22 protein-coding genes are annotated in these 23,748 nt (G+C 63.7%); 6 read left to right on the plus strand and 16 right to left on the minus strand.

Annotation, left to right across the window (positions count from 1 at the left end):
- Positions 1-250: 250 nt before the first annotated feature.
- From P7F60_RS07025 to P7F60_RS07035, 3 genes are all read right to left on the minus strand, one after another.
- On the minus strand, positions 251-1,435 hold the full coding sequence (locus P7F60_RS07025; RefSeq protein WP_277916994.1) for a benzoate/H(+) symporter BenE family transporter: 1,185 nt from the start codon (positions 1,433-1,435) through the stop codon (positions 251-253).
- A gap of 98 nt (positions 1,436-1,533) precedes the next feature.
- The gene (locus tag P7F60_RS07030) at positions 1,534-2,178 is read right to left on the minus strand and encodes an NrsF family protein (RefSeq protein WP_277916995.1); all 645 of its coding nucleotides are present in this window, start codon (positions 2,176-2,178) and stop codon (positions 1,534-1,536) included.
- A complete protein-coding gene (locus tag P7F60_RS07035; RefSeq protein ID WP_277916996.1) occupies positions 2,175-2,717 on the minus strand; it encodes a sigma-70 family RNA polymerase sigma factor in 543 nt (180 codons plus the stop codon). The genes P7F60_RS07030 and P7F60_RS07035 overlap by 4 nt, the downstream gene beginning before the upstream one ends.
- Positions 2,718-2,900: 183 nt before the next feature.
- Between P7F60_RS07035 and P7F60_RS07040 the strand changes: the two genes are divergently transcribed.
- On the plus strand, positions 2,901-3,113 hold the full coding sequence (locus tag P7F60_RS07040) for a hypothetical protein (RefSeq protein ID WP_277916997.1): 213 nt from the start codon (positions 2,901-2,903) through the stop codon (positions 3,111-3,113).
- Positions 3,114-3,180: 67 nt separating this feature from the next.
- Here P7F60_RS07040 and P7F60_RS07045 read toward each other — a convergent pair whose 3' ends face one another.
- Positions 3,181-3,759: an ATP-dependent Clp protease proteolytic subunit gene (locus P7F60_RS07045; RefSeq protein ID WP_277916998.1), complete on the minus strand. Its 579-nt coding sequence runs from the start codon at positions 3,757-3,759 to the stop codon at positions 3,181-3,183.
- A gap of 211 nt (positions 3,760-3,970) precedes the next feature.
- On the opposite strand from P7F60_RS07045, the gene P7F60_RS07050 reads away from it, so the two are divergent.
- A complete protein-coding gene (locus P7F60_RS07050; protein ID WP_277916999.1) occupies positions 3,971-4,759 on the plus strand; it encodes a DUF2076 domain-containing protein in 789 nt (262 codons plus the stop codon).
- 49 nt (positions 4,760-4,808) lie between these two features.
- Here P7F60_RS07050 and queF read toward each other — a convergent pair whose 3' ends face one another.
- A complete protein-coding gene (gene queF / locus P7F60_RS07055; protein WP_277917000.1) occupies positions 4,809-5,273 on the minus strand; it encodes a preQ(1) synthase in 465 nt (154 codons plus the stop codon).
- Positions 5,270-6,190, minus strand: coding sequence for a cation diffusion facilitator family transporter (locus P7F60_RS07060; protein ID WP_277917001.1), 921 nt, complete (start codon positions 6,188-6,190; stop codon positions 5,270-5,272). The genes queF and P7F60_RS07060 overlap by 4 nt, the downstream gene beginning before the upstream one ends.
- A 279-nt stretch (positions 6,191-6,469) precedes the next feature.
- Between P7F60_RS07060 and bluB the strand changes: the two genes are divergently transcribed.
- The gene (gene bluB, locus P7F60_RS07065) at positions 6,470-7,180 is read left to right on the plus strand and encodes a 5,6-dimethylbenzimidazole synthase (protein WP_277917205.1); all 711 of its coding nucleotides are present in this window, start codon (positions 6,470-6,472) and stop codon (positions 7,178-7,180) included.
- A gap of 140 nt (positions 7,181-7,320) precedes the next feature.
- Here bluB and P7F60_RS07070 read toward each other — a convergent pair whose 3' ends face one another.
- From P7F60_RS07070 to P7F60_RS07080, 3 genes are all read right to left on the minus strand, one after another.
- Entirely contained in the window at positions 7,321-9,510 is a 2,190-nt protein-coding gene (locus tag P7F60_RS07070; protein WP_277917002.1) for an anthranilate synthase, read from the minus strand.
- Positions 9,511-9,768: 258 nt separating this feature from the next.
- Positions 9,769-11,997, minus strand: coding sequence for a TonB-dependent hemoglobin/transferrin/lactoferrin family receptor (locus P7F60_RS07075; protein ID WP_277917003.1), 2,229 nt, complete (start codon positions 11,995-11,997; stop codon positions 9,769-9,771).
- Complete coding sequence (locus P7F60_RS07080; protein WP_277917004.1) at positions 11,940-12,221, minus strand: hypothetical protein; 282 nt, start codon at positions 12,219-12,221, stop codon at positions 11,940-11,942. The genes P7F60_RS07075 and P7F60_RS07080 overlap by 58 nt, the downstream gene beginning before the upstream one ends.
- A 49-nt stretch (positions 12,222-12,270) precedes the next feature.
- On the opposite strand from P7F60_RS07080, the gene P7F60_RS07085 reads away from it, so the two are divergent.
- Complete coding sequence (locus P7F60_RS07085) at positions 12,271-13,065, plus strand: extensin family protein (RefSeq protein ID WP_277917005.1); 795 nt, start codon at positions 12,271-12,273, stop codon at positions 13,063-13,065.
- 163 nt (positions 13,066-13,228) lie between these two features.
- Here P7F60_RS07085 and P7F60_RS07090 read toward each other — a convergent pair whose 3' ends face one another.
- Entirely contained in the window at positions 13,229-14,908 is a 1,680-nt protein-coding gene (locus tag P7F60_RS07090) for a formate--tetrahydrofolate ligase (protein WP_277917006.1), read from the minus strand.
- A 334-nt stretch (positions 14,909-15,242) separates the two neighbouring features.
- Here P7F60_RS07090 and P7F60_RS07095 point away from each other — a divergent pair, with 334 nt between their 5' ends.
- Both P7F60_RS07095 and P7F60_RS07100 read left to right on the plus strand, forming a co-directional pair.
- Positions 15,243-15,974: a LuxR C-terminal-related transcriptional regulator gene (locus P7F60_RS07095; protein ID WP_277917007.1), complete on the plus strand. Its 732-nt coding sequence runs from the start codon at positions 15,243-15,245 to the stop codon at positions 15,972-15,974.
- A gap of 37 nt (positions 15,975-16,011) precedes the next feature.
- Positions 16,012-16,464: a diguanylate cyclase gene (locus P7F60_RS07100; RefSeq protein ID WP_277917008.1), complete on the plus strand. Its 453-nt coding sequence runs from the start codon at positions 16,012-16,014 to the stop codon at positions 16,462-16,464.
- A 6-nt stretch (positions 16,465-16,470) separates the two neighbouring features.
- On the opposite strand, the gene P7F60_RS07105 is transcribed toward P7F60_RS07100, so the two are convergent.
- The 6 genes from P7F60_RS07105 to P7F60_RS07130 form a co-directional block, all read right to left on the minus strand.
- Positions 16,471-17,589 carry a DUF2333 family protein gene (locus tag P7F60_RS07105; protein ID WP_277917009.1) on the minus strand — a complete coding sequence of 373 codons (1,119 nt, stop codon included), beginning with the start codon at positions 17,587-17,589 and terminating at the stop codon, positions 16,471-16,473.
- Positions 17,582-18,883, minus strand: coding sequence for a DUF6638 family protein (locus tag P7F60_RS07110; protein WP_277917010.1), 1,302 nt, complete (start codon positions 18,881-18,883; stop codon positions 17,582-17,584). The genes P7F60_RS07105 and P7F60_RS07110 overlap by 8 nt, the downstream gene beginning before the upstream one ends.
- On the minus strand, positions 18,877-20,787 hold the full coding sequence (locus P7F60_RS07115; RefSeq protein WP_277917011.1) for an AAA family ATPase: 1,911 nt from the start codon (positions 20,785-20,787) through the stop codon (positions 18,877-18,879). Before P7F60_RS07115 ends, P7F60_RS07110 begins: the two co-directional genes overlap by 7 nt.
- 4 nt (positions 20,788-20,791) lie before the next feature.
- A complete protein-coding gene (locus P7F60_RS07120; RefSeq protein WP_277917012.1) occupies positions 20,792-21,940 on the minus strand; it encodes a hypothetical protein in 1,149 nt (382 codons plus the stop codon).
- A gap of 51 nt (positions 21,941-21,991) precedes the next feature.
- Positions 21,992-23,080: a hypothetical protein gene (locus tag P7F60_RS07125; RefSeq protein WP_277917013.1), complete on the minus strand. Its 1,089-nt coding sequence runs from the start codon at positions 23,078-23,080 to the stop codon at positions 21,992-21,994.
- Between the two features lie 126 nt (positions 23,081-23,206).
- Positions 23,207-23,587: a cytochrome c family protein gene (locus tag P7F60_RS07130; RefSeq protein ID WP_277917206.1), complete on the minus strand. Its 381-nt coding sequence runs from the start codon at positions 23,585-23,587 to the stop codon at positions 23,207-23,209.
- Between the last annotated feature and the right edge of the window lie 161 nt (positions 23,588-23,748).

The following is a 23,748-nucleotide window of genomic DNA, read 5'->3' on the forward strand; positions in this document are numbered from 1 at the left end:
CACAGGTCCATGGGGATCGGGTCTACGGATCTGAATTGAGATTGCGAGGAGCGATTGCCATGGCGGGTTCGGCCGCCGGGCGCTCCTCAACGGACCCGGCAACCGCGCGTAAGGTCGAGGCTAAGAAGCGAGAGGCCACCGCACGGACGGGCATTCGCAGAAATCTGCGCCCGGTCGCCAAAATTTGTTGCGGTGCGAATGGTCATGGCAGGTTTTATAACCATGGCTCCAGGGCGACGCAAGAGCCGTTTCACTTTTTTGCCAGCGCCACCGCGCGTTGCAGCGCCAGCATCGCGCCGCCCGCCAGCAAGCCCCAGAAGGCTCCGGAAATGCCGCCGAAGGACACGCCCGACGCGGTGATGAGAAACGTCAGCGCCGCCGCCTCGCGCGTGTCCGGCGCCTGGAAGGCGGCAACCGCCGAACCCGAGAAGGCGCCGATCAGCGCAAGGCCGGCCACCGCCTGGATGAGAATCGCCGGGGCGAGCGCCACGAAGGCGGTGACGACGCCGGCCAGCAGCCCAAAGATGACATAACCGAGGCCGCCGATCACCGCCGCCCAATAGCGCCGTTTCGGATCGGGATGGGCGTCTTCCCCGGCGCACATCGCCGCAGTGATCGCCGCCAGATTGACAGCATGGCCGCCGAAGGGGGCGCTGAACAGTGAAAACAGGCCGGTCGCCGCAAACAGCGGCCCCGGATCGGGCTCGTAGCGATTGACCTTCAGCACGGCGATGCCCGGAATGTTCTGCGAGGCCATGGTGACGATGAACAGCGGCAGCGCGATGGAAACCAGCGCCTGCAGGTTGAAGACCGGCAGGACGAATTCGACGGGCGGCGCCAGCGATTGCGACAAGACGGAAAACGCATCCGGCGGGATATCGACGCCGAAGACCAGCACCAGCACGAAGACAGCAAGTGCTGCCGGCACGGCAAACAGCCGCTTGAACGAACCGACAACCACCCAGGCGACCACGATGGGCAGGCCGAGCCAGAGATCGGCCGAAATCGCCTTCACCGGCGCAAAGCACAGGCCGATGATGACGCCGGACAGCATGGCATTGGCCAGCGGCGCCGGAATGGCGGCCACCGCCCGTCCCAGCGGCTTGAACAGCCCGGCGACGACAATCAGCAGCGCACAGACGATGAAGGCCCCGACCGCCGCCGGAAAGCCGCCAACGACCGCGCCGGTGGTCGCCAGCAGCGCCCCGCCCGGCGTCGACCAGGCAATGCTGATCGGCAGGCGGGTGGCGAGGCTGAGCACGATGGCGCAGACCCCCATCGACACCGACAGCGCCATCAGCCCCGATCCCGCCTCGAGATCGGTGGCTCCCACGCCCTTCAGGCCCTGGATGATGACCGCGAAGGAACTGGCAAAACCGACAAAGGCCGTGAGACAGCCCATGAACAGGCTCTGGAGGGAAAAATCTTTCAACATGGCGAGACTCGAAATGCAGCGCGCGAGATCGGATCGTCACTGCAGATCAAAAAACCGCGCGGCTGGCAAGGTGGTGGCGGAAGGATCGGGTACGTTGCTCACCAGCGCAGCAGGCGCGGCCCGGCAAGGGCGCCGATCAGGCCGACCAGCAGGATGCCGAGCGAATACCAGAGCAAGACGAAAGGCATGCCGTTTTCGGTGCAGAACCAGGAATAGACCCAGGCCCCCGCCGCACCGGCAGCAAGACCGGCGACGAAACCGGCAAGCCTCAGATCGACAGGCGCGCTTTTGCGTAGCAGGGAGAAATTGGCATAGAGCACTGGAAGCGCGAAACCGAGGATCAGGAACGGGCAATGCAGCGCCGACCCGCCCATAATAAGAACACGGTAGCTTTCCGTCGGTGAAACGGCGAGCTGTATGCCCGCAACGATGGCCATCGCGGCAACGATGAGGCCGAACCCGGCGAAGATCCCCCCGGCATCGCCATCCGGCCGCGACAGCCTGCGGATGGCGACGAAGGCGAGGATGGCGAGCAGCGCATTGTAGGCGGATTTGATCCAGAAGACCGGCAGGCTCAGCGCATGGGCCATGTCGACCCTAAAGCCGAAGAAAACCAGCATCACCAGCAGCGACAGACCGAGCGCCGGCAGCACCAGCGCTGCCATTCGCCGCTCCAGCGCATGGGCGGGCATCGGTTTCAGGTCGCGCACCAGGCTTTCGATAAGGTCGTCGGGATTGCTCACGTCTCTCCCCGCAGTTTTCTGGCCAGGGCCTTCAGGCTTCTATGGATGCCGACCCGCGCGGCGGTTTCGGTCTGGCCGGCGCGGCCGGCGGCTTCGGCAATCGATTCGCCGTCGAGCTTGACGCGGCGCAGCAGCTCGCGCTGGCGCGGCGGCAGGCCGTCGAGCAGGCGTTCGACATCGATGCGGGCGGTCAGTGCCTCCTCGCCGGAAGAGGTTTCGAGCGTCTCGTCGAGATCGACCAGCATTCGCCCGCCGCCGCGCCGGAAATGATCGACCAGCTTGTAGCGGGCGATCGAGAAGAACCAGGCGGTGAATGGCCGCGTCCGGTCATAGGTGTCACGGCGCGCATGCAGGGCCAGCAGCGTATCCTGCACCAGATCTTCCAGGTCGCTCCGGGCGCCGAGGGCCAGCCGCCGCCGGTAATAGGCGAGCAGCAGGCCACGCAGCGCCTGCAGCAGATGCCGGTAGGCGCCCTCGTCCCCGTCGAGGGAACGCAACATCATCCGCTTCAATGTCTCTTCCGAAAGGGCGTCCGTCATGTCGTCTGAGGTTCATTCGCAGGGCGGAGCAGAATGTTACCGGAAAAATCCGCCTTTATCCGCCGGCGGCGGCTCATCACATCCCCGTGAAGCCGTAACGCCGCGCAGCAAAACGGCGAATGAGCCGAGGTGAGCCCCGGCACGACGCCGGCGGACACGCCCCTGTTCCGGAGGAAACCACCCATGACCATCCGCTCCCGTGCCCTCGCCGCCGCGCTTGCCGTCGCCGCCCTCTCCCTTGCCGGCACCGCCGGCGCCGCCAGCATGAAGACCGATACGATGAAGAAGGAAAGCATGGCCAAGATGGACAAGAAGGACTGCATGCACAAGGCCGGCATGGAAAAGAACAAGATGAAAAAGGCCGACATGATGAAGGCCTGCGACATGATGAAATAAGTCGCCCGCATGACAAAACCCGTGCCGAGGCCGGCACGGGTTCTTGAAAAGGCCTATGCCGAAAGAATCAGATTTCGGCCTGCGACGAGATGATGCGCGAGACGAGGCCGTAGCCCTTGGCTTCCTCGGCGGAGAGCCAGTAATCGCGATCGGTGTCCTTGGCGATCTTCTCGACCGGCTGGCCGGTGGCGTCTGCGAAGATCCGGTTGAGGCGCTCGTTCATCTTGATGATTTCGCGCGCCTGGATCTCGATGTCGGAGGCCATGCCGCGGGTGCCGCCGGACGGTTGATGCAGCAGGAAGCGGGTGTTGGGCAGGCACAGGCGCTGCTCCTTGGGAACGCTGACATAAATCAGCGCGCCGGCGGAGGCGACCCAGCCGGTGCCGATCATCCACACCTTCGGCTTGATGAACTTGATCATGTCGTGGATCGAATCGCCCGATTCCACATGGCCGCCCGGCGAGGAGACGAAGATGCGGATGTCGTCGTCGCTGGCGGCCGCGAGCGCCACGAGCTGCGAGCAGACCTTCTGCGCCAGTTCCTGGGTGATGCCGCCATAGATGAAGATGGAGCGGGACTTGAAAAGGTTGGCTTCCGCCTCCTTGCCCAAGGGCAGCTCCGTCTTCTTGTCGTCTTCGTCGCTCATGCGTCCGTCTCCACCAATGTTTCTCGTGTTCCGCAGATAGTGCTTTCTCCCTCGTAAAACAATGCGGGAAAAAGACAAGGCAAGATCGGCAGGGCAGGCCTTGAGGCGTTGCGCAGCCTTACCGAAATGTAATTTTGACCGGCGCTGCATTTGCCACAGTCTCTGCCTAGATCTGTTTCATCGGTGATCGAACAGGACCAAGGAGGTCGCCATGTCACCCGAAGAACGCCAATTGCTCTCATCCCTTTTCGACCGTACCCGCGCCGCCGCAAACGTCCCGCGCGACCGCGATGCGGAAAACCTCATCGACTCTGCCGTGCGCGAACAGCCCTATGCGCCCTATCTGCTGGCGCAGGCGGTGATCCTGCAGGAGAAGGGGCTGGAGGCCGCCTCCGCCCGCATCCGCGATCTCGAAGACCAGGTCGCCCGCCTGCAGCAGGGCCATGACGGTCCTGCTCCTGCCGAAAGCGGCGGCTTCCTCGGCGGTCTCGGCTCGATTTTCGGCCGCGCGCCGGAGCAGGCCCGCCCGCCGCAACCCCACGCCGGCGACGCCTTTGCCCAGACCGTGGATCACGACAGCCGCCAGGGCCGCCTCTACGACGATTACGATCGTAACAATCCGCCGCAACGCACCGCCCCCTGGGGCCAGCAGCCGCCGCAATACGATCCCCGCATGGCCGCCCCCGCCGCCGCCGGGCCCTGGGGCCAGGCCGCATCCGGCGGCGGCAGCTTTCTCAAGGGCGCGCTGGGCGCGGCCGCCGGTGTCGCCGGCGGCGTGCTGCTCGCCGATACGCTGCGCGGCGCCTTCGGCTCGCATATGAGCGGTCTCGGCCTTGGCTCCCCCTTCGGCTTCGGCGCCACCGGCCAGCCGCCGGTCGAGGAAACCGTCGTCAACAACTACTACATGGATGACAACCGCCAGCCCTCCGACGATACCGACACCGATCCCGGCTTCGACGACACGCCGGTCGATGACCGCGACGACAGCGATTACGTCTGAAATAGGAAAAAGCGCGAAATTTTCGGTTTCGCGCTTCTTTCCTTTGAGATCAGCCGCGCCCGCGATAGGGCGCCACACCCTGATCGGGCAACCACACGCCTTCCGGCGGTGCACCCGTCTGCCAGAAGACATCGATGGGAATACCGCCGCGCGGATACCAATAGGCGCCGATGCGCAGCCAGACGGGCTGAAGGAGATCGACCAGCCGCTTGGCGATGTCGAGGCTGCAATCCTCGTGGAAAGCGCCGTGATTGCGGAAGGAATGCAGGAACAGTTTCAGCGATTTCGATTCCACCAGCCATTCGTCGGGAATGTAATCGATGACGATATGGGCGAAATCCGGCTGGCCGGTCATCGGGCAGAGCGAGGTGAATTCCGGCGCGGTGAACCGCACCACATAATCGGTGCCCCGATTGCCCGAGGGCACGCGCTCCAGAACCGCCTCTTCCGGCGAGGCCGGGCTCTCGACCTTCGCACCCAGCATCGACAGGCCCGAAACATCCGTCTTCGTCATTGTGCCGCAGCTCCTTTTACTTTCACGCGTACGCCATGCGCCTTTTCGCTTTCCGGCTCGACATGGATCACCACGCGCGCGCCCGGATGCGCCGCGTTGATGGCGTCTTCGAGGCGATCACAGATATCGTGCGCCTCGCCGACCGGCATCGAGGCGGGCACGACGAGATCGAAGACGACGAAGGTTGCCGCCCCCGCCTGCCGGGTCTTGAGGTCATGCACACCGAGCGCGCCGCCGGCATGGGTGGCGATCGCCGCCTTGATTGCCTTCTCCTCGTCCAGATCGACCGCCTTGTCCATCAGCCCGTCTATGGAATGCGAGATCACCTTCCAGCCCTGGAACAGGATGTTGAACGAGACGAGGATGGCGAGCACCGGATCGAGGATCGCATAGCCGGTGGCCAGCGCCAGGATCAGGCCGACGAACACCCCGACCGAGGTGACGACGTCGGAATTGATATGATGACCGTCGGCGACCAGCGCCGGCGAGCGGTATTTTTTGCCGGCGCGGATCAGCGTATAGGCCCAGACGGCATTGATGACGCCGGCCAACAGGTTGATGCCGAGGCCAAGCGCCGGCGCCTGCGGCAAGGCAGGCTCGGCCAGCGCCACCACCGCCTCGCGCACGATCATCAGCGCCGCCACGACGATCAGCACGCCCTCGGTGACCGCCGAGAGATATTCCGCCTTGTGGTGGCCGAAGGGATGGTCGTCATCGGCCGGCTTCTGCGCATAGCGGATGACGAAGAAGGCGATGAAGGCGGCGACGACGTTAACGGTCGATTCCAGCCCGTCCGAGAGCAGTGCCACGGAGCCCGTGACCCACCAGGCGACCAGCTTCAGCCCCATGACCCCGAAGGAGAGCGGAATGCCCCAGAAAGCCAGTCGCCTGACAATGATGTTGCCGTCTTCCGTCATATCCTTTTCCCGTGCGGATGCGAATGAATTGCAGTTTCAATGGCCTTAGAACGGCAAAACCGTGCAGGCGAAGTTTCGCCGGCACGGTTCCGTTGCCGTTCCTATGGACCAATTCAACCGGCTTGTCAAAACATCCGCCCGCCGGCGCATGAAAGCGTCGAACATGACAGTGCGCGCCGCGCATGGGCAAAATCTTTGCACAAGTCTTCGCTAGGAAGGCGGCCGGGCCGGATTTTCGGCAGCCGAGAGGAAAGACGCATGACGACAGGACTGAGCCAGATGCCGCTGGACGAAGAGGCGTTTTCGGCCGTCGATGCCGAGCACCTCGTGGCCGCCGGCGCCTTTTCCGAGGCGGAGCGGGCGGCGGTCTACCGCGCCATCGAAACCCGCCGCGACGTGCGCGACCAGTTCCGCCCCGATCCCCTGCCCGAGGCGCTGGTGCGACGCCTGCTGACCGCCGCCCACAACGCGCCCTCGGTCGGCTTCATGCAGCCCTGGAATTTCATTCTCGTCAGGAAACCCGAGACCCGCGAAAAAATCTGGGAGGCGTTTCGCACGGCCAATGACGAGGCGACCGGCATGTTCGCCGACGAGCGCCAGTCGCACTATCGCGCTTTGAAGCTGGAGGGAATCCGCAAGGCGCCGCTCAGCATCTGCATCACCTGCGACCGCGATCGCGCCGGGCCGGTGGTGCTGGGGCGCACCCACAATCCGGCCATGGACGTCTATTCCACCGTCTGCGCCGTGCAGAACCTGTGGCTGGCGGCGCGTGCCGAAGGCGTCGGCGTCGGCTGGGTCAGCATTTTCCACGAGGAGGCGATCAAGCGCATCCTCAACATCCCCCCGCGCATCGCCATCGTCGCCTGGCTGTGCCTCGGTTATGTCGACCGCCTCTACGACAGCCCCGAACTAGCCCTGAAGGGCTGGCGCCAGCGCCTGCCGCTGGACGAACTGGTCTATGAGGAAGGCTGGCCGGGAGAGGAAACCTGATACAAAAAGACCCGCCGGCCTGTTCGGGCGAGCGGGTCTTTTCGTTTCTCCTGGCGGTCTTTTGGTGACCTGTTGACGCCGTGTTTAAAGCCTCCGCAGCCGGAAGGCAAATGATGTTTTCGCGACTGCGACGCAGAGCCTCAGGCGGCCTGCGTCTTGGCCTTGCGCGACAGATGCGCCACCACGTTTTCGATCATGCGCATGCCGGCATCGCCGCCGAGCGTCATGATCGATTCGGGGTGGAACTGCACCGCGGCAATCGGCTCGCGCACATGCTCGATGCCCATGATCGTGCCGTCCTCGCTTTCCGCCGTGATCGTGAAATCGACCGGAAGGCTCGACGGATCGGCGAAGATCGAGTGATAGCGCCCGACCGTCACTTCCTTGCCGAGGCCGGAGAAGACGATGCCCGGCTCCAGCACGCGGATGCGCGACGGCTTGCCGTGCATCGGCACCGCCAGATGGCGCAATTCACCGCCATAGGCCTCGGCAATCGCCTGCAGGCCGAGGCAGACGCCGAAGACCGGCAGGTTGCGCGCCCGCGCCTTCCTGATCGTCGCCTTGCAGTCAAAGTCTTTCGGATTGCCCGGCCCCGGCGACAGCACGACGAGATCGGGATCGATCCGGTCGAAGATCTCGTCGGCGACCGGCGTGCGCACGGTCGAGACGGTGGCGCCGGTCTGGCGGAAATAATTGGCCAGCGTATGCACGAAACTGTCTTCGTGGTCGACCAGCAGGATGTTGACGCCCTTGCCGACCGTCGCGACATCGCGCGAGGCTTTGGCGCTGTTGCCGATCTTGGCGTCGCGGATGGCGGCGATCATGGCGGAGGCCTTCAGTTCGGTTTCTGCTTCTTCCTCATGCGGATCGCTGTCGTTGAGCAGCGTCGCACCGGCCCGTACCTCGGCGATGCCGTCCTTGATGCGCACGGTGCGCAGCGTCAGGCCGGTGTTCATGTCGCCGTTGAAGCCGACCATGCCGATGGCGCCGCCATACCAGGCGCGCGGGCTCTTTTCATGCGCCTCGATGAAGCGCATCGCCCAGAGCTTCGGCGCACCGGTGACGGTGACTGCCCAGGCATGGCTCAAAAAGCCATCGAAGGCGTCCATGTCGGCGCGCAACCGGCCCTCGATATGGTCAACGGTGTGGATCAGGCGCGAATACATCTCGATCTGGCGGCGGCCGATCACCTTGACCGAACCCGGCTCGCAGACACGACTCTTGTCGTTGCGGTCGACGTCGGAGCACATGGTCAACTCCGACTCGTCCTTCTTGGAATTCAGCAGCTTGAGGATCTGTTCCGAGTCGGCAATCGGATCGTCGCCGCGCTTGATCGTGCCGGAGATCGGGCAGGTCTCGATGCGGCGGCCCGAAACGCGCACGAACATTTCCGGCGAAGCCCCGACCAGATATTCCTGGTTTCCGAGATTGATGAAGAAGGAATAGGGCGACGGGTTGATCGCCTTCAGCCGCTTGGAGATCGCCGACGGCTTGCTGTCGCAGCGCTCCATGAATTTCTGGCCCGGCACCACCTCGAACAGGTCGCCGCGGCGAAAGCTTTCCTTGGCCTTGGTCACCAGCGCGGCATATTCGCCGGGATGATGATCGCCGCGCGGCGGGATGGTGTCGGTGGCGCGGAAAGGGTCCGGGGCGATATCGCCGTTCCGGTCGGCGGTCGTCACGCCGCCCTTCTCGAAATCGTAGCGGTCGATCCAGGCCTTGGCGGCATAGTTGTCGACGACGAGGATCTCGTCCGGCAGGTAAAGCACCATGTCGCGCTGGTCGGCGGGACGGGTGAGCTTGAGGTCGATGGCGTCGAACTGGAAGGCGAGGTCATAGCCGAAGGCGCCGTAAAGGCCGAGGCTAGCATCGGCCTGCGAGAAGAACAGGTCGGTCACCGCGCGCAGCACGGTGAAGACGGTCGGCATCTTCGAGCGCTCTTCCTCGGTGAAGACACGAGTTGGCTGGTTGACGGTGAGATCGAGCCGGCTTACGGAGCGGGCGCCGAGCGTCAATTCAGGCACGGTCGCCAGCCTGTCGGCGATGAAACCGAGCAGCACTTCGCCGCGGCCGTTATAGGCCTCGATCCAGACGGAGCGGCCGAAGGAGGAGATGCCGAGCGGCGGATCGATGACGGCGGTATCCCAGCGGGTATAGCGGCCCGGATATTCGTAATTGGAGGAGAAGACGGCGCCGCGCCGCTCGTCGAGGCGGTCGACATAGCTCGACACCGCATCGGCATAGGGCGTCTCGCGCCGCTGGCGGGTGACGGTGACGCCACCCCTCGTCTCGTAAATCTCCGCTCCGTCATCCCGGATGATCGTTGCCATCGTCTCTCTCTTCCCTCTTCGAGGCCCGGATGCGAGGTGGCTGGATACAACAAAGCCGCCTCGGGTTGCGGGCGGCTTTTCGTCTGTCTTCAGGACATGACTGGTCAAGGCCGCCTTTAGCGTGCCCACCACCAGTTCGCAATGTTCAAAGACTTCATCATGGGCAAAGTGTTAGACCGAACTTCGCCGCAGCGCAAGAGGCGATTGCGGCGCGGGCGGCGCTATCCGCGCCGCCCGCAAAAAGCGCTTCCGCAGGGATTAGAAGCGCTGGGTAATGGAGACCTTGAAGTAACGACCGGCCTCGGAATAATACTCTTCCGGTTGGGTGCGGCCGCTGCGGGCATTGGCGTAGTCGTAATAGGTCTTGTCGAACACGTTGTAGACGCCGGCATTGATCTTCATGCCCTTGATCTGCTCGGGTTCGTACCAGGCGGTCAGGTCGACGATGCCGTAGCCGGGGGTCTTGAAGTAGGTCGAGGTGGATTCGCCACGGCCGGCGGCCGAGGTGATCCAGTCGAGGCCGACGCCCCAGTTCTCGGTGTCGTAGCCGAGGCTCAGCACGCCCTTGAGCGGCGCGACCGACTGGATGAAATCACCCGTGCCCATGTCCTTGCCGTTGGCATAGGCAAGGCCGGCGCGAACGCTGAAGCCGTTGTCGAAGCGCTTGTGGGCGCCAAGCTCGACGCCGAAGATGCGGGCGCGGTCGAGGTTGACGTTCTGGGTGATGCCGCCCTGCGGATATTGCGACAGGACATAGCCGTTCGCCGCCGCTTCCGCCGCCGTCAGGGCCTTGGTGTCGATGAAGTTCTTGTAGCGGTTGTAGAAGACGTTGACGCGGCCGCCGAAATCGTCGTCGCCGATATTGGCGCCGAGTTCGAAACCGTTGCTGGTTTCGGATTCCAGCGCCGGATTGCCGACGCGCAGATAGGTGCCCGGCGCGCCGAAGGCGGCGTAAAGCTCACCCGCCGTCGGAGCGCGGAAACCCATGGCCCACTGGCCGTAGAGTTCCAGCCCGTCATGCGGCTGGTAGGCGACGCGCAGCTTCGGCGAGATCGCCGTATCGCTGAACCCGCCCGGCAGCGCCGGATTGGTGGCGTTGTTGTCATAGGCGTCGGTCATCTTCGGATCGTGCTCGATCCAGTCGAAGCGCAGGCCCGGCGTCACCGACCAGCCGGTCTCGGCAATCGCGATCTCGTCGTCGATGAACAGGCCGATGCGGCCGGTGTCCACCTTCGGCGTGTCCGCCTGGTTGGTGTGCAGGTTGTTGCAGGCGGTGTAGGGGCCGGTGTAAGGCTTGCGGCAATTGTCGTAGCCGGCCGAATACTGCTCGGCGGTGACGCGGGCCAGATCCCAGCCGAAGGTCAGATGGTGACTATAGTCGCCGGTGGAGAAATCCTTGCTGGCCGAGCCGATCAGGCCGAAAGCTTTTTCCTCGTAGCTGTTGGCGCGGCCGATGGGACCGATGACCGAGGTCGAGCGATAGCCGGTATAGCCGGAGAGACGCGTCTGGTCGAGCCAGTAGAGCGAGGTCTCGACCGAATCGAGCAGGCTGTCGGCGCTTTCCGATTCGTAGCGGTAGTCGAGCGAAACGCGGTCGCGGTCGGAATCTTCCTGCCCGTCGTAATTGCCGGGACGGTAATTGCCGGTCAGCGACTGGCTGGTGCGCAGATCCGTATCGCGATCCCTGCGGAAGGTTTCCGCCGTCACGCCGATGGTGTGGCCGCCCTCCAGCTTCTGGCGCAGCTTGAACAGCAGGTTGTGCTGGTTGTAGTCGGAGGGGTTCGCCTCGGTGCGCGTCGGGCCGTAGGTGTCGATATCGCCCTTGTTGCGGCGCTCCTCGCCCTTGCGATAGCTTCCCTGGAACAGAACGGAGGTGTTGTCGAAGCGCTTGGCGACGGCGACGGCAGGATTGTAGCTCCTGTCGGAACCGTCATAGGTGAACTTGGCAACGCCGCCCCAATCCCGCCCTTCGGCGATCAGGTCGTCGGCCTCCAGGGTGCGCAGCGCGAAGACGCCGCCGAGAGCGCCTGAGCCGGCGCGGCTCGAATCGGCGCCGCGCACGACGTCGACGGCCGAGATCGACGAGAAGTCGAAGCTATCGACGCCGCCATCGGCATCGCGGGTGGCATCCGACAGGTAGGACAGCGGAATGCCGTCGACGGTGGTCAGCACGCGGCTGCCTTCGAGGCCACGGATGTTCACGGCGCCGGTGGTGCGGTTATAGCTGACGCCCGGCTGCAGGCTGCGGCCGAGATCGTCGATGCTGGTGACCTGCTTGTCCTCGATCTCTTCCTGCGTGGTTTCCTGCGCCAGCGGCGTCTCGGCGACGGCGCCGGGCACACGCGCACCCTTGGAAACGACGATTTTCTTCAGCGGCGTCACATCCGCCGCCGCCGTCTCGACGCTCTGCGCCCAGACGGCCGGAGCAATCAGGCTCGCAATCGCCGTGCATGCCAAAAGAACCGACCGAGAATGCCGGACAGCCATGAAACAATTCCTTTTTTCAATGGGTCACCGGGCTGGCTGATGCGCGGCTTTGAGCGCGCGGCGGGCTGGCTGGGCGGAGCGAGTTTCGAAAACCCGGCGCGGTTGGCGCCTTGTTTCTGTCCCATAAAAAACATGAGTATGGCTGTCAAATAAATAAACATGAGTACGACGCTCATGTCTCGATACGGGGCGGCGGCGTGGCAAGGCTGCAACGAATCCCGCATGCCAGGCGTTTTCCCTGTCCCTGCTCGTTGGAAGGGAAAGGAAGACTGCATGACAGCCAACCATGCGCCGACCCTCGGATTGATCGCTGTTTTGGCCGCGACGTCAGGCTTCGCCGCCGACCTGCCGCCTGTCGGCCCCCTGCCCCAGCCACGCCCGGCGGTCGAGGCAAAAGCGCCACCGCAGGGAAAACCCGCGATCCAGGGGCCGCCCGCGCCGCCGAAGCCGGAAGGCCCGCTGAAAGGCACGGTGCTGACCCCGGAAGCGGAACTGGTCGTTACCCCGGAAAGCGCCGAGGATCACGCCGCGTGCGTTTCAGCGCTTGCCACGCTCGGGGTCGCGTTCACCGAGGAAAAGCGCATCGATGACGGCGAAGGCTGTGGCATCGACAAGCCGGTCTCGGTCTCGGGGCTGGCAGGCGGCATCGCGCTGCAGCCGGCCGCGACCATGACCTGCCCCGCCGCGCGCGCCATGGCTCAATGGACAAGGGACAGCGTCGTTCCGGCGGCCAGAGCCGCATTCCCGGACGAATCGCTGCAATCGCTGGAAACCGCCTCGGCCTATGTCTGCCGGCTGCGCAACAATGCCGAGCGGGGCAAGATTTCCGAGCATGCGCGTGGCAATGCCGTCGACATCTCCGCCTTCACTCTCTCCAGCGGGAAACGCGTCGATATCCATCCGCGCCGCGAGGATTCGACACTGTCAGGCGCGTTCCAACGCGCCGTCACCGCGGCTGCCTGCCTCTATTTCACCACCGTGCTCGACCCGGAAAGCGACGCGGCGCATGAGAAACACCTGCATCTCGACGTGCTCGCCCGCAAGGGCGGTTACCGCTACTGCCGATAAACAGGGCGTTTTCCCCTTGCCGGCGGCGGGTGCGCGGATAAGGACGCCGAACGGCGCCGCCCGCCTGCCGCGCCATCCGCTTATCTTCGAGTTGCAGGCGCTCTACCGTACAATCTTAAGCATCTCCGAACGGAAATCCGCTTTTCTCTTGTCCTGGAGATGCTCAGAACAAACCCTCGATATACCCCTCTTCGTTGAGGAAAATCTTTTCCGCCGAAGGGATTTTCGGCAGGCCGGGCATGGTCATGATCTCGCCGGTGATGACCACCACGAAGCCGGCGCCAGCCGACAGGCGCACCTCGCGCACCGGAACCGTATGCCCCTCCGGCGCGCCGCGCAGGTTGGGATCGGTCGAGAAGGAATATTGCGTCTTGGCCATGCAGACCGGCAGCCGGCCATAACCCTGCTCTTCCCAGGCGCGAAGCTGGTCGCGCACCGATTTGTCCGCTATGACCTCACCGGCGTGATAGATCGACTTGGCGATCGTCTCGATTTTCTGGAACAGCGGCATGTCGTCGGGGTAGAGCGGGGCGAATTGCGCGCCGCCGGCCTCGGCCAGTTCCGCCACCTTGCGCGCCAGCGCCTCGATGCCGGCCGAACCCTCCGCCCAGTGTCGGCAGAGGATCGCCTCCGTGCCAAGGCCCGTCACGTAATCCTGGATCGCCCGGATTTCCGCCGGCGTATCAGAAATGAAATGATTGATGGCGACGACGACCGGGACGCCGAATTTCTTGACGTTCTGGATATGGCGGCCGAGATTGGCGCAGCCGCGCGCCACCGCCTCGACATTCTCGCGCCCGAGATCGTCCTTCCTGACGCCGCCGTTCATCTTCATCGCCCGCGCCGTCGCCACGATGACGGCCGCCGCCGGCTTTAACCCCGCCTTGCGGCACTTGATGTCGAAGAATTTCTCCGCCCCGAGGTCGGCGCCGAAACCGGCTTCGGTGACGACGTAATCGGCAAGCTTCAACGCTGTCGTCGTGGCAATGACGGAATTGCAGCCATGGGCGATATTGGCAAAGGGGCCGCCATGCACGAAGGCGGGATTGTTTTCCAGCGTCTGCACCAGATTCGGCTGCATGGCGTCCTTCAGAAGCACCGTCATCGCGCCGTCGGCCTTGATGTCGCGGGCATAGACCGGTGTGCGGTCGCGGCGATAGGCGATGATGATATTGCCGAGCCGCCGCTCCAGATCCCGCAAATCCGTGGCCAGGCACAGGATCGCCATCACCTCCGAGGCGACGGTGATGTCGAAGCCGTTTTCGCGCGGGAAACCGTTGGCGACGCCTCCCAGCGAACAGACGACCTCGCGCAGCGCCCGGTCGTTCATGTCCATCGCCCGCCGCCAGGCAATGCGGCGAATGTCGATGTTCTCTTCGTTGCCCCAGTAGATGTGGTTGTCGATCAGCGCCGCCAGAAGGTTGTGGGCCGCGGTGATGGCGTGGAAATCACCGGTGAAATGCAGGTTGATGTCCTCCATCGGCACGACCTGGGCATAGCCCCCGCCGGCCGCGCCGCCCTTGACCCCGAAGCAGGGGCCGAGCGAGGCCTCGCGAATGCAGACGATCGTCTTCTTGCCGATGCGGTTCAATCCGTCGCCGAGGCCGACGGTGGTCGTGGTCTTGCCCTCGCCGGCCGGCGTCGGATTGATAGCGGTGACGAGGATCAGCTTGCCGTCCGGCTTGCCGCGCTGGGCCGCAATGAACTCCGCGCCGATCTTCGCCTTGTCGTGGCCATAGGGCAGCAGATGCTCGACGCCGATGCCAAGCGCTGCGCCGATCTCCTGGATCGGTTTTTTCCGGGCCGCGCGCGCGATCTCGATATCCGACTTCACATCCGTCATGGCGATCCTCCCCTTTTACTCCCAAGGGAATTTAGACCGTTAAGCGGGGCGTTGACCCGCGCCGGTTCAAGCCACTCTTTTTCGTATTTGCGACATTTTTCATTTTAGGACCGACAGCGCCTGCTTACCAACCGTTGTCTCGCAGTGCGAGATTTGATGCAACGCAATAGGATTCAGCCCGAGGAAGAGAGCCATCTCCGCCATCACCGCTGCCGCGCCCATCGCTGCCACAATCATGCATTAAGCAAGAGCCGTGCTTGTCGGGAGCTTTCTATTGCCGCCGGGCGGCAATTTTGTTAGCGGTAACATCGAATTCCCTCGAAACCCCGACGCAATGACATTGATGAATTTTCAGGACCGGCAGTCATTGTTGATTACCGAGCTGTCCTCGGTCAGAACCCGCGGGGCTTTCATTGCCGCGTTGAAACGGGTCGCGGCCGCGTTCTCGCTGCATCATGTCACGCTGCTGCGCATGCCCGGCCCCGACGACCGCGATCTGGCGCCGTTGGTTCTGGAAACGACATATGCGCCGCAATTCTTCCGCGATTTCGACCGCCATGGCCTCCTGTCCATCTGTCCGACGTCGCACCGGCTGCAATCATCGCTTCTGCCGCAGACCTGGGCGCTGAAAGCGGTGACGGAAGACGAGAAGACCCCGGAATGGCAGACCCTGGCCGGCTTCATGATCGGCCATGGCATCACCATGGGCATCGTGATCGCCATGACCGGCCTTGACGGCGAGCGGCTGGTGCTGCGCTATGACGGCGAGCGCGATTGCCTGCAGATGGACGAACTCAACGCCCTCAACATGGTTTCCACCCATGCCTTCGAGGCCTATGCGGCGATCCGTCCGCGCGAGCCGGCATTGCCGCATGCGCTCTCGGCGCGCGAGCTGGAGGTGGTGCGCTGGACGGCGCAGGGCAAGACCTCGGCCGAAATCGGCCAGATTCTGTCCCTCTCGGACCACACGGTGAACGCCTATCTCAACAATGCCATCAAAAAGCTCGATTGCGTCAACAGGACGCAACTGGTCGCCAAGGCGATCCGGCTGAAGCTGATCGCCTGACGTTCCGGCGATTGCGCCTGAGGGGACGGGGGAAAGCGTGTTACCGCATCATGAAAGTCATCGGTTTGCGCTGAGCGCCGAGGATCAGCAAAGACTCGGCATTTCGGATCGGGACATCGTCACGCTGGTTTCGGCCTATCGCCGGTTCGGCATCTGGCGCTTCGACCTGGCGACGGGCCATGTCTTCGCGTCCGCGGCCGCCTTCGATATCCTGGGTCTCGACTACACCACCGGCCCGATGAACATGGTCGCCGTCACCGCCCGCATCCATCCCGAAGATCTGCCGGTGCTGATGGAAACCTATGAGCGGGCCAGCAAGGATTGCGTCGGCTATCACAATCACTACCGGGTGCGTGACGGCGAGAGCTACAAGTTCGTGCGCTCCGTCGCCGGCTTCCGCCGCCTGCCGGACTGTCCGGCCGGTGAAATCGTCGGCGTCATCTACGAACTGAATGACCTGCACCAGTTCGTCGCCTTCGCCGACGATTGATGATTTTTACCTGTCGAGGATCGAACGCACTTCGACGAGACCCGAACGCACGCGCAGGATATAGAAACCCATCGTCGCCAGATGCGTCGGCATGATCCAGCCGTCCTCCTCGCCGTTGGAAATGATGAACGGCTGGATGCGCAGCGCCGCTTTGAACTGCGTCATCGTATCGTTCCAGATCGGCGCCAGGTTACGCTCGGCGATCACCTGCGAGAAATCCGCCTGGGCGGCGGCAAGGATGGCGTAATAGCCATAGAGCTGGCCATAGGCGAACCAGAAGCGGTCGTCGGCGCGCGTGTCGAACCAGCCGCCGTTGTAGTTCTCCGAGCGGTCGCGCAGGATCGAGGCGGTATTGCCGAGATCGTTGGCGATACGGTCGACGAATTCGAGCAGGTTGTCGGCACGCCCGTCGAAGATCGCGGCGCAGGAGGCAAGCTCGCCGTTGAAGGCGCGCAGGCTTTTGATCGCGGCGCGGTAATAGCTCGGCGTCGGCGTCTTCGGGCCGAAGGGTTGCAGGCCGAAATACCAGGAGAATTCGTCGAACTGGATATTGCCGCGCGCATCCTGCAGGTTGTTGTTGATGCTGGAGGTGCCGCGCATGCGGCCCAGCGCATCGACCAGTTCCACCGAGGTGCGGCGCACCGCCTGGTTGACGCCGCGCTGGAACGAGGCCTTGTTGTCGAGGAAAGGCGTGTGATCCCAGTCGATGCCGAAGAAGCCCAGCCGGTAGAGCAGCATGGACGAGATCCAGGCATTCTGGTTGACGTTGAAATCGGTGAGGTCGGCGGCGACATCGACGACCGCAGAGCGCTGGCAGGTCTTCGCCTGCCCCTCCACCGTCGGCAGTTCGGCGCCAGCCGGCGCCTTGCGTTGCGCCAGCGCGTAATTGTCGATCAGGTTCGGGTTGAAATTGGTCCAGACCTGCGTCTGCCAGATGAAATAGCCGTAGGAGACGATCAGCAGCGCCAGGATCGCCAGCACCGGCCCGCGAACCACCCAGGAACGGCGGCGATACCAGCCATGCGCGGCCAGGAACGGCCATAGCAGCCAGGCGACGAACATGCCGAGCCCCCTGCCGATGGCGCTGAACACGCGCACGAAGAAGGCGATGATCGGATCAAGCATGGTCATCCTCTCCAAGTCCGTAGAGGCGCATCCGGAACGCCCTCTTGTCCTTCAGGTAAGTGTTCGCCAGCACGCTGACAACATGTTTGCGCATCGTCTCGGCCATGGCGTCATAGGAACGGTAAAAGCCTTCCTTGTCGAAGACGAAACGCGAGACGAAATCGGCCGGCACCATCTCGCTGATCAGCTGGCTGACCAGCCATCGGTCCGGATGATCCGGCCGCGCCCGCACGACGAGGAAACGAGAGGCCGGCGGCACATCCGCCATCTTCAACTCGCCGGAGACGGCGATGGTGCGCAACGCCTCCATCAGGAAGGGATAGGCGCCGTCCTTCGATACCAGTGCGACATTGCGATGCATCCAGGTTTGCAACCATATGGCGTCAATCTTGTCAAGATCGACCTCCGGCTGCGAGCGATGCACGAGATCGCGCACGATCATCTCGGCGCGGTGCTTGAGCAGGCCGGAGCCTTCCACCCAGCTTGCGCGCGGCAGATCGATGCGACCGGTGCGCACAAGGAAATCATAAATGGCGGCGGGATCGCCAAGCGAGATATAGGCCACCTGCCAAGGCCGCGAGCGGCGGAAGCCGGGGGCGGCGGGATCGCAGATCACCGTCGTCGCCTTGCCGTCGAGGAAGACGTAGACGCCGCCGAAATGATTGGCCCAGAAAGCATCGTGGCGGAAGACGAGCTGATCGGGCACCAGCGCGTTCTGGCGGATGTCGCCGGTCACCTGCGCCAGCTCCACCATGCGCGTCAGCATGACATCGTCGCGCCAGGCATCCGGCTCGGAGGTCAGGCGGTCGACGAGCTGGCGCAATTCGCCGGCCTTGCCGAGCAGATCCTCGGCCGAGAGCACGCGGAAGGTCACTTCGTTGATCGACAGCAGGTCTTCGAGGCTGTCGACCACCGAGACCGAATCCTCGATCTCGCCATAGAGCGCATCCTTGATGGTCACCGCATGGATCGCCCGCCGGTTGGCCTCGAAGAATTCATGCATCAGCCCGCCGGTATTGGAAAAACTGGTATGGACGACGGGCAGGTTTTCCTGCTCCGGCGTCAGGATGACGAAGCGGCGGTTGACGCGGTTGGGGTCGAGATAATCCTCGTCGCCGAATTCGTCGGCGATCTCCGGCGAAAAGCCGGTCATGTCGATGCGGAACGTGTCGAGCGCCGTCGCGCGCATGCCGAAGCCGGCCAGCGCCTTGTTGTAGCGCGCGATCAGGTGCGGCTCCGATATCTCCAGCAGCCGCCCGTAGATCAGTTCGGCCTCGAACAGGCGGTCTACCATTTGCCGTCCCGCTTCATGGCTTCGATTTCGCCGATCGCACGCTCGCGCTGCTTCTCACGGCGGACGATCTCGTCGATGGCGGTGCGGTCGCTGGTGTCGGCGTAGCGGAATTCGGAATCGGCGTAGCGGTTGATCTCCTGCAGCACCATGTCGAGGGTAACAGGCGTGCGCAGCGCCTCGATCATCTGTTTCTTCTCGTCATAGCTCTTGTGCAGGAAGGGTTCGGGGTTGGAGAACCATTCGTCCGGCAGGTCGATATCCATCGCCCGCATCTTGATGGCGTCGGTGATGTTCTTGATCGCCCGGCCGGTAAAGCGCGGCTCCACTTCCTTGATGCGGTAAAGATAGGTGCCGATATCGGCAAGCGAGGAGATACCGCCATTCTCCTTCTCGAACCGCTCCCAGACAGCGGCAAGCCCCGCCTCGGAGGGGCGCGCATGGCCGTCATAGGAGGCCTTGACCGCCGTCTTGATCGACTGGCCGGCGTAAAGCGTATGGTCGCCCAGCGGGATCGCATGGTTGCGGCCGATCAGCAGGGCGAAGATGTCGATGTAATCGTCGCGGGTCTGCGGCCCGTCGATCAGCCAGCGGGCGCCGGCGCGCTGGCGCAGCGCATCGTCCACCGCTTCCGGGTGGTTGGAGAACATGCCGAAGGTGCAATTGCCGCGCACCACGGTCGACGCGCCGGCAAAACTTTCCATCAGCACCGCCGTCACTTCCTGCTGGCCGGCGGACGCGCGGTCGTCGGAACGCTTGGCCGCCACCTGGTCGACATCGTCGACGGTGCCGAAGCCGATGGCGCGCGGATTGGTGACCGCATTGACGAAGGCCTTGCAGTTCTGCCCCGACTTGCCCTGATAGGAGGAAATCTGGTCGACGCCGAAATTCTCGTAATGGAAGCCGTAGCCGGCCACCTGGCAATAATCGTTGAGCAGGCCGGCGATCATCTGGATCAGGATGGTCTTGCCGGTCCCCGGCATGCCGTCGCCCATGAAGGTGAAGATGAAGCCGCCGAGTTCGACGAAGGGGTTCATCTGCCGGTCGAAGTCATAGGCCATCAGCATGCGGGCAAGCTTCATTGCCTGATATTTGGCGATGTGGTTGCCGACGATCTCCTCCGGCTTCTTGAAGCTCATCACCAGCGGCCTGGATTTGGCGCCCGTGCCGGCCTCGAAGCCGTTCAGCGTCACGTCGTCGGCATCGAGGCGAATATGCATGGTCTCGAAGGCGGCGCTTTCCGGGAACCGGCTTTTGCGCGCCAGCAATTCCTCTTGAGCCAGCGCCAGATAGGCCCGCGCCCGCGCCGCCATCGCGTTGTCGTCGGCCGCACCCGAAATCGCCCGCGCCAGCCCGGCGACGATGCATTTCAGCCCGTCCTGCGGCGTTTCGAACAGGAAATCCGGGGCGTTGACGCTGATGCCCTCGCCTTCCTCCGGCGGCAGCGTCGCCTGGAGATAAGCGACCAACGTGAAGGCGGCGACGAAGCTGGCGGCCGCGAGATAGGCCTTGAACTGCACCGCATCGGCCCCAGCCAGAGGGGCAGCGAGATTGCGCGCCTGAAGACCCTCCAGCACCGTCTGCCGCGCAAACACGTCGGCAACGGCAAGCGCCACCTGCACGCCGCGCCGGGTGCGATAGACCAGCGTATGGCCGGCGGGCGACAGCAGCGGATCGGTGGCATGGACGGCCTGCACCGTCGCCGTCAGCTCGACGTCGCGGGTGCGCCTGACGCCGGCCGTCGAGACGGTCGGCACGAAACGCCTGTTGGTGCCGGCAATCGGCGCCGAGGACGGCGCGCCGTCCGCCTCGATCAGCGAAAAGCGCGTCACCAGCGCCTGCGCCGCCGCGACATGGCGGGCGATTTCCTCTTCGCGCAATGTCGTCAGGCCCGCGTTCAAACTCATGGCGTCATACCTCGCTGATCACCTGATTGCCGGAAATGACATGCACCTTGTAATCGCCGAAGATCGCCGCCGCTTCACCGGAAGCATACAGGGCCTGATAGGCTTCGTGCGGCACCAAAGCATGTTTTTCATAGGCGCTGACGCCCATGCGCGTCGCCTCCAGATTGGCGGTGTCGATGTAGAATTCCTGTCGCGCAGGCGTCGAGGAAAAGAAGCCGCGTTCGGCCGGCTGCTCGGCGCGGGAAAACACCTCCTGCTGCGTCCAGGTCAGCAGCCAGGCGTCCTCGGGCTTGCGCACCTTGGAGAGGATGCCGGTGATGCGATCGTTGTTCTCGGTAATTCCCGCCGAATAGAACGGCCCGAGCACGAAGCGGCGCAACTGCTTGGGATGCAGCGTCGGGAAATCCGTGTCGAGATTGGCGGCGATGGTCGCCGGCGTCAGCGCATAACCGCTGTTGCGGGTGACGAAATCGTCGAAACGCGCCGCCAGTTGCGGATTGAGCAGCCCCCCGACCGGCAGCGGGATCTGTACCGACGGATCGAGCGTGCCGTCGTCGCGCACCAGCATGTTCACCAGAGTGTCGGAGGAATCCTCGATCAGCGCGATATAGACCATCGGCAGCGTCTGCGTGCCGTCGAAGGCGCCCCAGACAACCACATAATAGGGCCGCCGGTTCTTCGGATTGACGCCGACATGCACCGTTTCCGGCAGCACGACCGGCGAAAAAATCTCGCCCGCCGACACCGCTTCCAGATAGATGCGCTCGGCCATGCGCGCCTGAAGCGCTTCGGGGAAAGCACGGTGGCGCAGGATGAAATCGGCCATCTCGGTCCGCAGGACCTGCGCGTCGGGAATGGCGGCGAGCCGTCCTTCCGCCGTATTGCGGTCCTTTTCCAGCTCCAGCACGTTCTGGAACACCGGAAAGCCGCTTTCGGCCCGGGAAATGCGGAAATGCTCGGTAAAGCCGATGCGGTTTTCCCAGCATTGCAGTGAGGCGGAGAAACGCCGGAGAAACGGCGTCAGGATCGCCGGCGGAAACGGATTGCCGGGATCGGCGCGGTCCGGGTCGGAGAGATAGACCTCCAGCCCCGACAGCGCCGTCTTCACCGTCGAAAAATACTGCGCCACCGGGCCGTCGGATGGAGTGATCATGCCGCCGCCCTGCCCCTGTCGTCCCCGCCTTTGCTCATGCGCGCGATGCCGTCACTGGCGGACGTAATCGGCGGCGTTGTGCTTGTCGAGAACCGCCTGGAAGCGGCGGGCGAAGGCGTCGTCGGCCAGCTTCTTGCGGCGCTGGATGTCCTGCGTCGCGAGCATGTTCTTTTCGTGCATTTCGAGCAGGTCGCCGATATGGCGCTGGGCAGCCGCGCCGATGCCGGCCATGGTTTCCTCGGCCGCCGTATCCACCTGGGAACCCAGCGTGTTGATGCGGTGGGCGACTTCCTGCTGGGCGGCGGTCTTCAGCGAGTCTTCCAGGGCCTTGTAGAGCACGATGCGCTGCTCGGTATCGATGGTCAGCTTGTTGATCAGCGTGTTCTGGGCGGCGATCTGGTTGTTGAGAGAATCGACGAAGGTCTGGAACATCGAGGTATAGCGTTCCAAGGTCTGGCTCTCGGCCAGCAACTCCTGTTCGCGCGCCTGCATCTGGTTGTATTCGGTGGCCATCGCAGAGCGCTCGCCTTCGAGCTGGGTGCGCTCGCCCTGCTCGGTGGAGGCGGCGATGCGGTTCTCGATATCGAGAAGCTGCGGGTTGAGTTCGTTGATGCGCTTCTGCGTGGTTTCGAGATTGGCGACCGTCTGCTTGCGGCGCTCGATCACCTGGATCAGGCTGGCCTCGGAACTCTTGTAGCGCTGGTCGAGAATGCCACGCTGCTCCTTCAGGATACCGACAATGGTGTCGGACTTGACCAGCAGTTCCTGCAGGTTGCCGGCCAGCGACATGTTGCGGACGCGGTCGGTGCGCATGCGCTGCGCCTTCTGCTTTGAGAAGATGCCGATGAACTTCTCGTAGCCGGTATAGGTCTTCATGCTCTCGAATTCGGAGCCGAAGACGTTGGTGGCGTCTTCCAGGCCGATGATCAGGTCGGCGATATTGGCTTCCATCGCCTTCTGCTGGACGAGCACGTCCTGGATGCGCGCATTCTCGATATCGAAATTGACGTCGCCCAGCTTGGTGTCGGCCTTGGCGAACTGGTCGAGCGCGGCACCCGATTGCGCCATCTTGCCGCGAACCTCGTCGACGATGGAACGGGTCTTTGCAATTTCGCTGTCGAAGGACTGTAGCGTCGCCATGCAGGTGCCTCTCCTCAAGTGATGAAGGGAGCGCTCGTCCCGCGCCCCCTCGAACCGGTAGAGACCATATAGGATTCCGTGCGGGATGAAACCATACCCGTCCCGCGAATTGCATCGTCGGCTGTCTTACTTCGCCGAGGCCGGATCCTTGAGATAGGCGATGACATTGGCGATGTCGGCTGGCGCCTTCAAGCCGGCGAAGGTCATCTTGGTGCGCTTCACCACGAAACGCGGATTGGCGAGATAGGTGGTCAGCGCCGCCTCGTCCCAGACCTTGCCGCCGCCAAAGGCCTGCATCGCCGGCGAATAGCTATAGCCGGCGGCGGTCGCGACCGGGCGGCCGACGACGCCCATCAGCGACGGACCGACCTTGTTCACCGACTCGGTGGCGGTGTGGCAGGCGGCGCATTTCTTGAAGACCATGGCGCCCGCCTTCGCATCGCCGCCGGCCCGGGCCAACCCGGTCGAGGCCACGAAAAGACAGAGTATGGCAAGACAGCGACGCATCATGGAGGTTCCCCGATTTGCACCCGCGGAAAACGTCTCCCACGCGGTTTGCGCCCATCATCACCGGTTTCACGCCGCTGAACAGGGTGCAAAACGTCGCAAAGGACCATGATAACAGTCGGTAAAAGACAGCTCTCCGCTTGAAATTCGCTATTATTGGT

Source organism: Rhizobium sp. YJ-22, assembly GCF_029601685.1.
Taxonomy (GTDB): Bacteria; Pseudomonadota; Alphaproteobacteria; order Rhizobiales; family Rhizobiaceae; genus Metarhizobium.

Coding starts and splice junctions, on each gene's coding strand:
- P7F60_RS07025 (WP_277916994.1), bottom strand. CDS start 1,435: ATGTTGAAAGATTTTTCCCTCCAGAGCCTGTTCATGGGCTGTCTCACG.
- P7F60_RS07035 (WP_277916996.1), bottom strand. CDS start 2,717: ATGACGGACGCCCTTTCGGAAGAGACATTGAAGCGGATGATGTTGCGT.
- P7F60_RS07040 (WP_277916997.1), top strand. CDS start 2,901: ATGACCATCCGCTCCCGTGCCCTCGCCGCCGCGCTTGCCGTCGCCGCC.
- P7F60_RS07045 (WP_277916998.1), bottom strand. CDS start 3,759: ATGAGCGACGAAGACGACAAGAAGACGGAGCTGCCCTTGGGCAAGGAG.
- P7F60_RS07050 (WP_277916999.1), top strand. CDS start 3,971: ATGTCACCCGAAGAACGCCAATTGCTCTCATCCCTTTTCGACCGTACC.
- queF (WP_277917000.1), bottom strand. CDS start 5,273: ATGACGAAGACGGATGTTTCGGGCCTGTCGATGCTGGGTGCGAAGGTC.
- P7F60_RS07060 (WP_277917001.1), bottom strand. CDS start 6,190: ATGACGGAAGACGGCAACATCATTGTCAGGCGACTGGCTTTCTGGGGC.
- bluB (WP_277917205.1), top strand. CDS start 6,470: ATGCCGCTGGACGAAGAGGCGTTTTCGGCCGTCGATGCCGAGCACCTC.
- P7F60_RS07070 (WP_277917002.1), bottom strand. CDS start 9,510: ATGGCAACGATCATCCGGGATGACGGAGCGGAGATTTACGAGACGAGG.
- P7F60_RS07075 (WP_277917003.1), bottom strand. CDS start 11,997: ATGGCTGTCCGGCATTCTCGGTCGGTTCTTTTGGCATGCACGGCGATT.
- P7F60_RS07080 (WP_277917004.1), bottom strand. CDS start 12,221: ATGCGGGATTCGTTGCAGCCTTGCCACGCCGCCGCCCCGTATCGAGAC.
- P7F60_RS07085 (WP_277917005.1), top strand. CDS start 12,271: ATGACAGCCAACCATGCGCCGACCCTCGGATTGATCGCTGTTTTGGCC.
- P7F60_RS07090 (WP_277917006.1), bottom strand. CDS start 14,908: ATGACGGATGTGAAGTCGGATATCGAGATCGCGCGCGCGGCCCGGAAA.
- P7F60_RS07095 (WP_277917007.1), top strand. CDS start 15,243: ATGACATTGATGAATTTTCAGGACCGGCAGTCATTGTTGATTACCGAG.
- P7F60_RS07105 (WP_277917009.1), bottom strand. CDS start 17,589: ATGCTTGATCCGATCATCGCCTTCTTCGTGCGCGTGTTCAGCGCCATC.
- P7F60_RS07110 (WP_277917010.1), bottom strand. CDS start 18,883: ATGGTAGACCGCCTGTTCGAGGCCGAACTGATCTACGGGCGGCTGCTG.
- P7F60_RS07115 (WP_277917011.1), bottom strand. CDS start 20,787: ATGAGTTTGAACGCGGGCCTGACGACATTGCGCGAAGAGGAAATCGCC.
- P7F60_RS07120 (WP_277917012.1), bottom strand. CDS start 21,940: ATGATCACTCCATCCGACGGCCCGGTGGCGCAGTATTTTTCGACGGTG.
- P7F60_RS07125 (WP_277917013.1), bottom strand. CDS start 23,080: ATGGCGACGCTACAGTCCTTCGACAGCGAAATTGCAAAGACCCGTTCC.
- P7F60_RS07130 (WP_277917206.1), bottom strand. CDS start 23,587: ATGCGTCGCTGTCTTGCCATACTCTGTCTTTTCGTGGCCTCGACCGGG.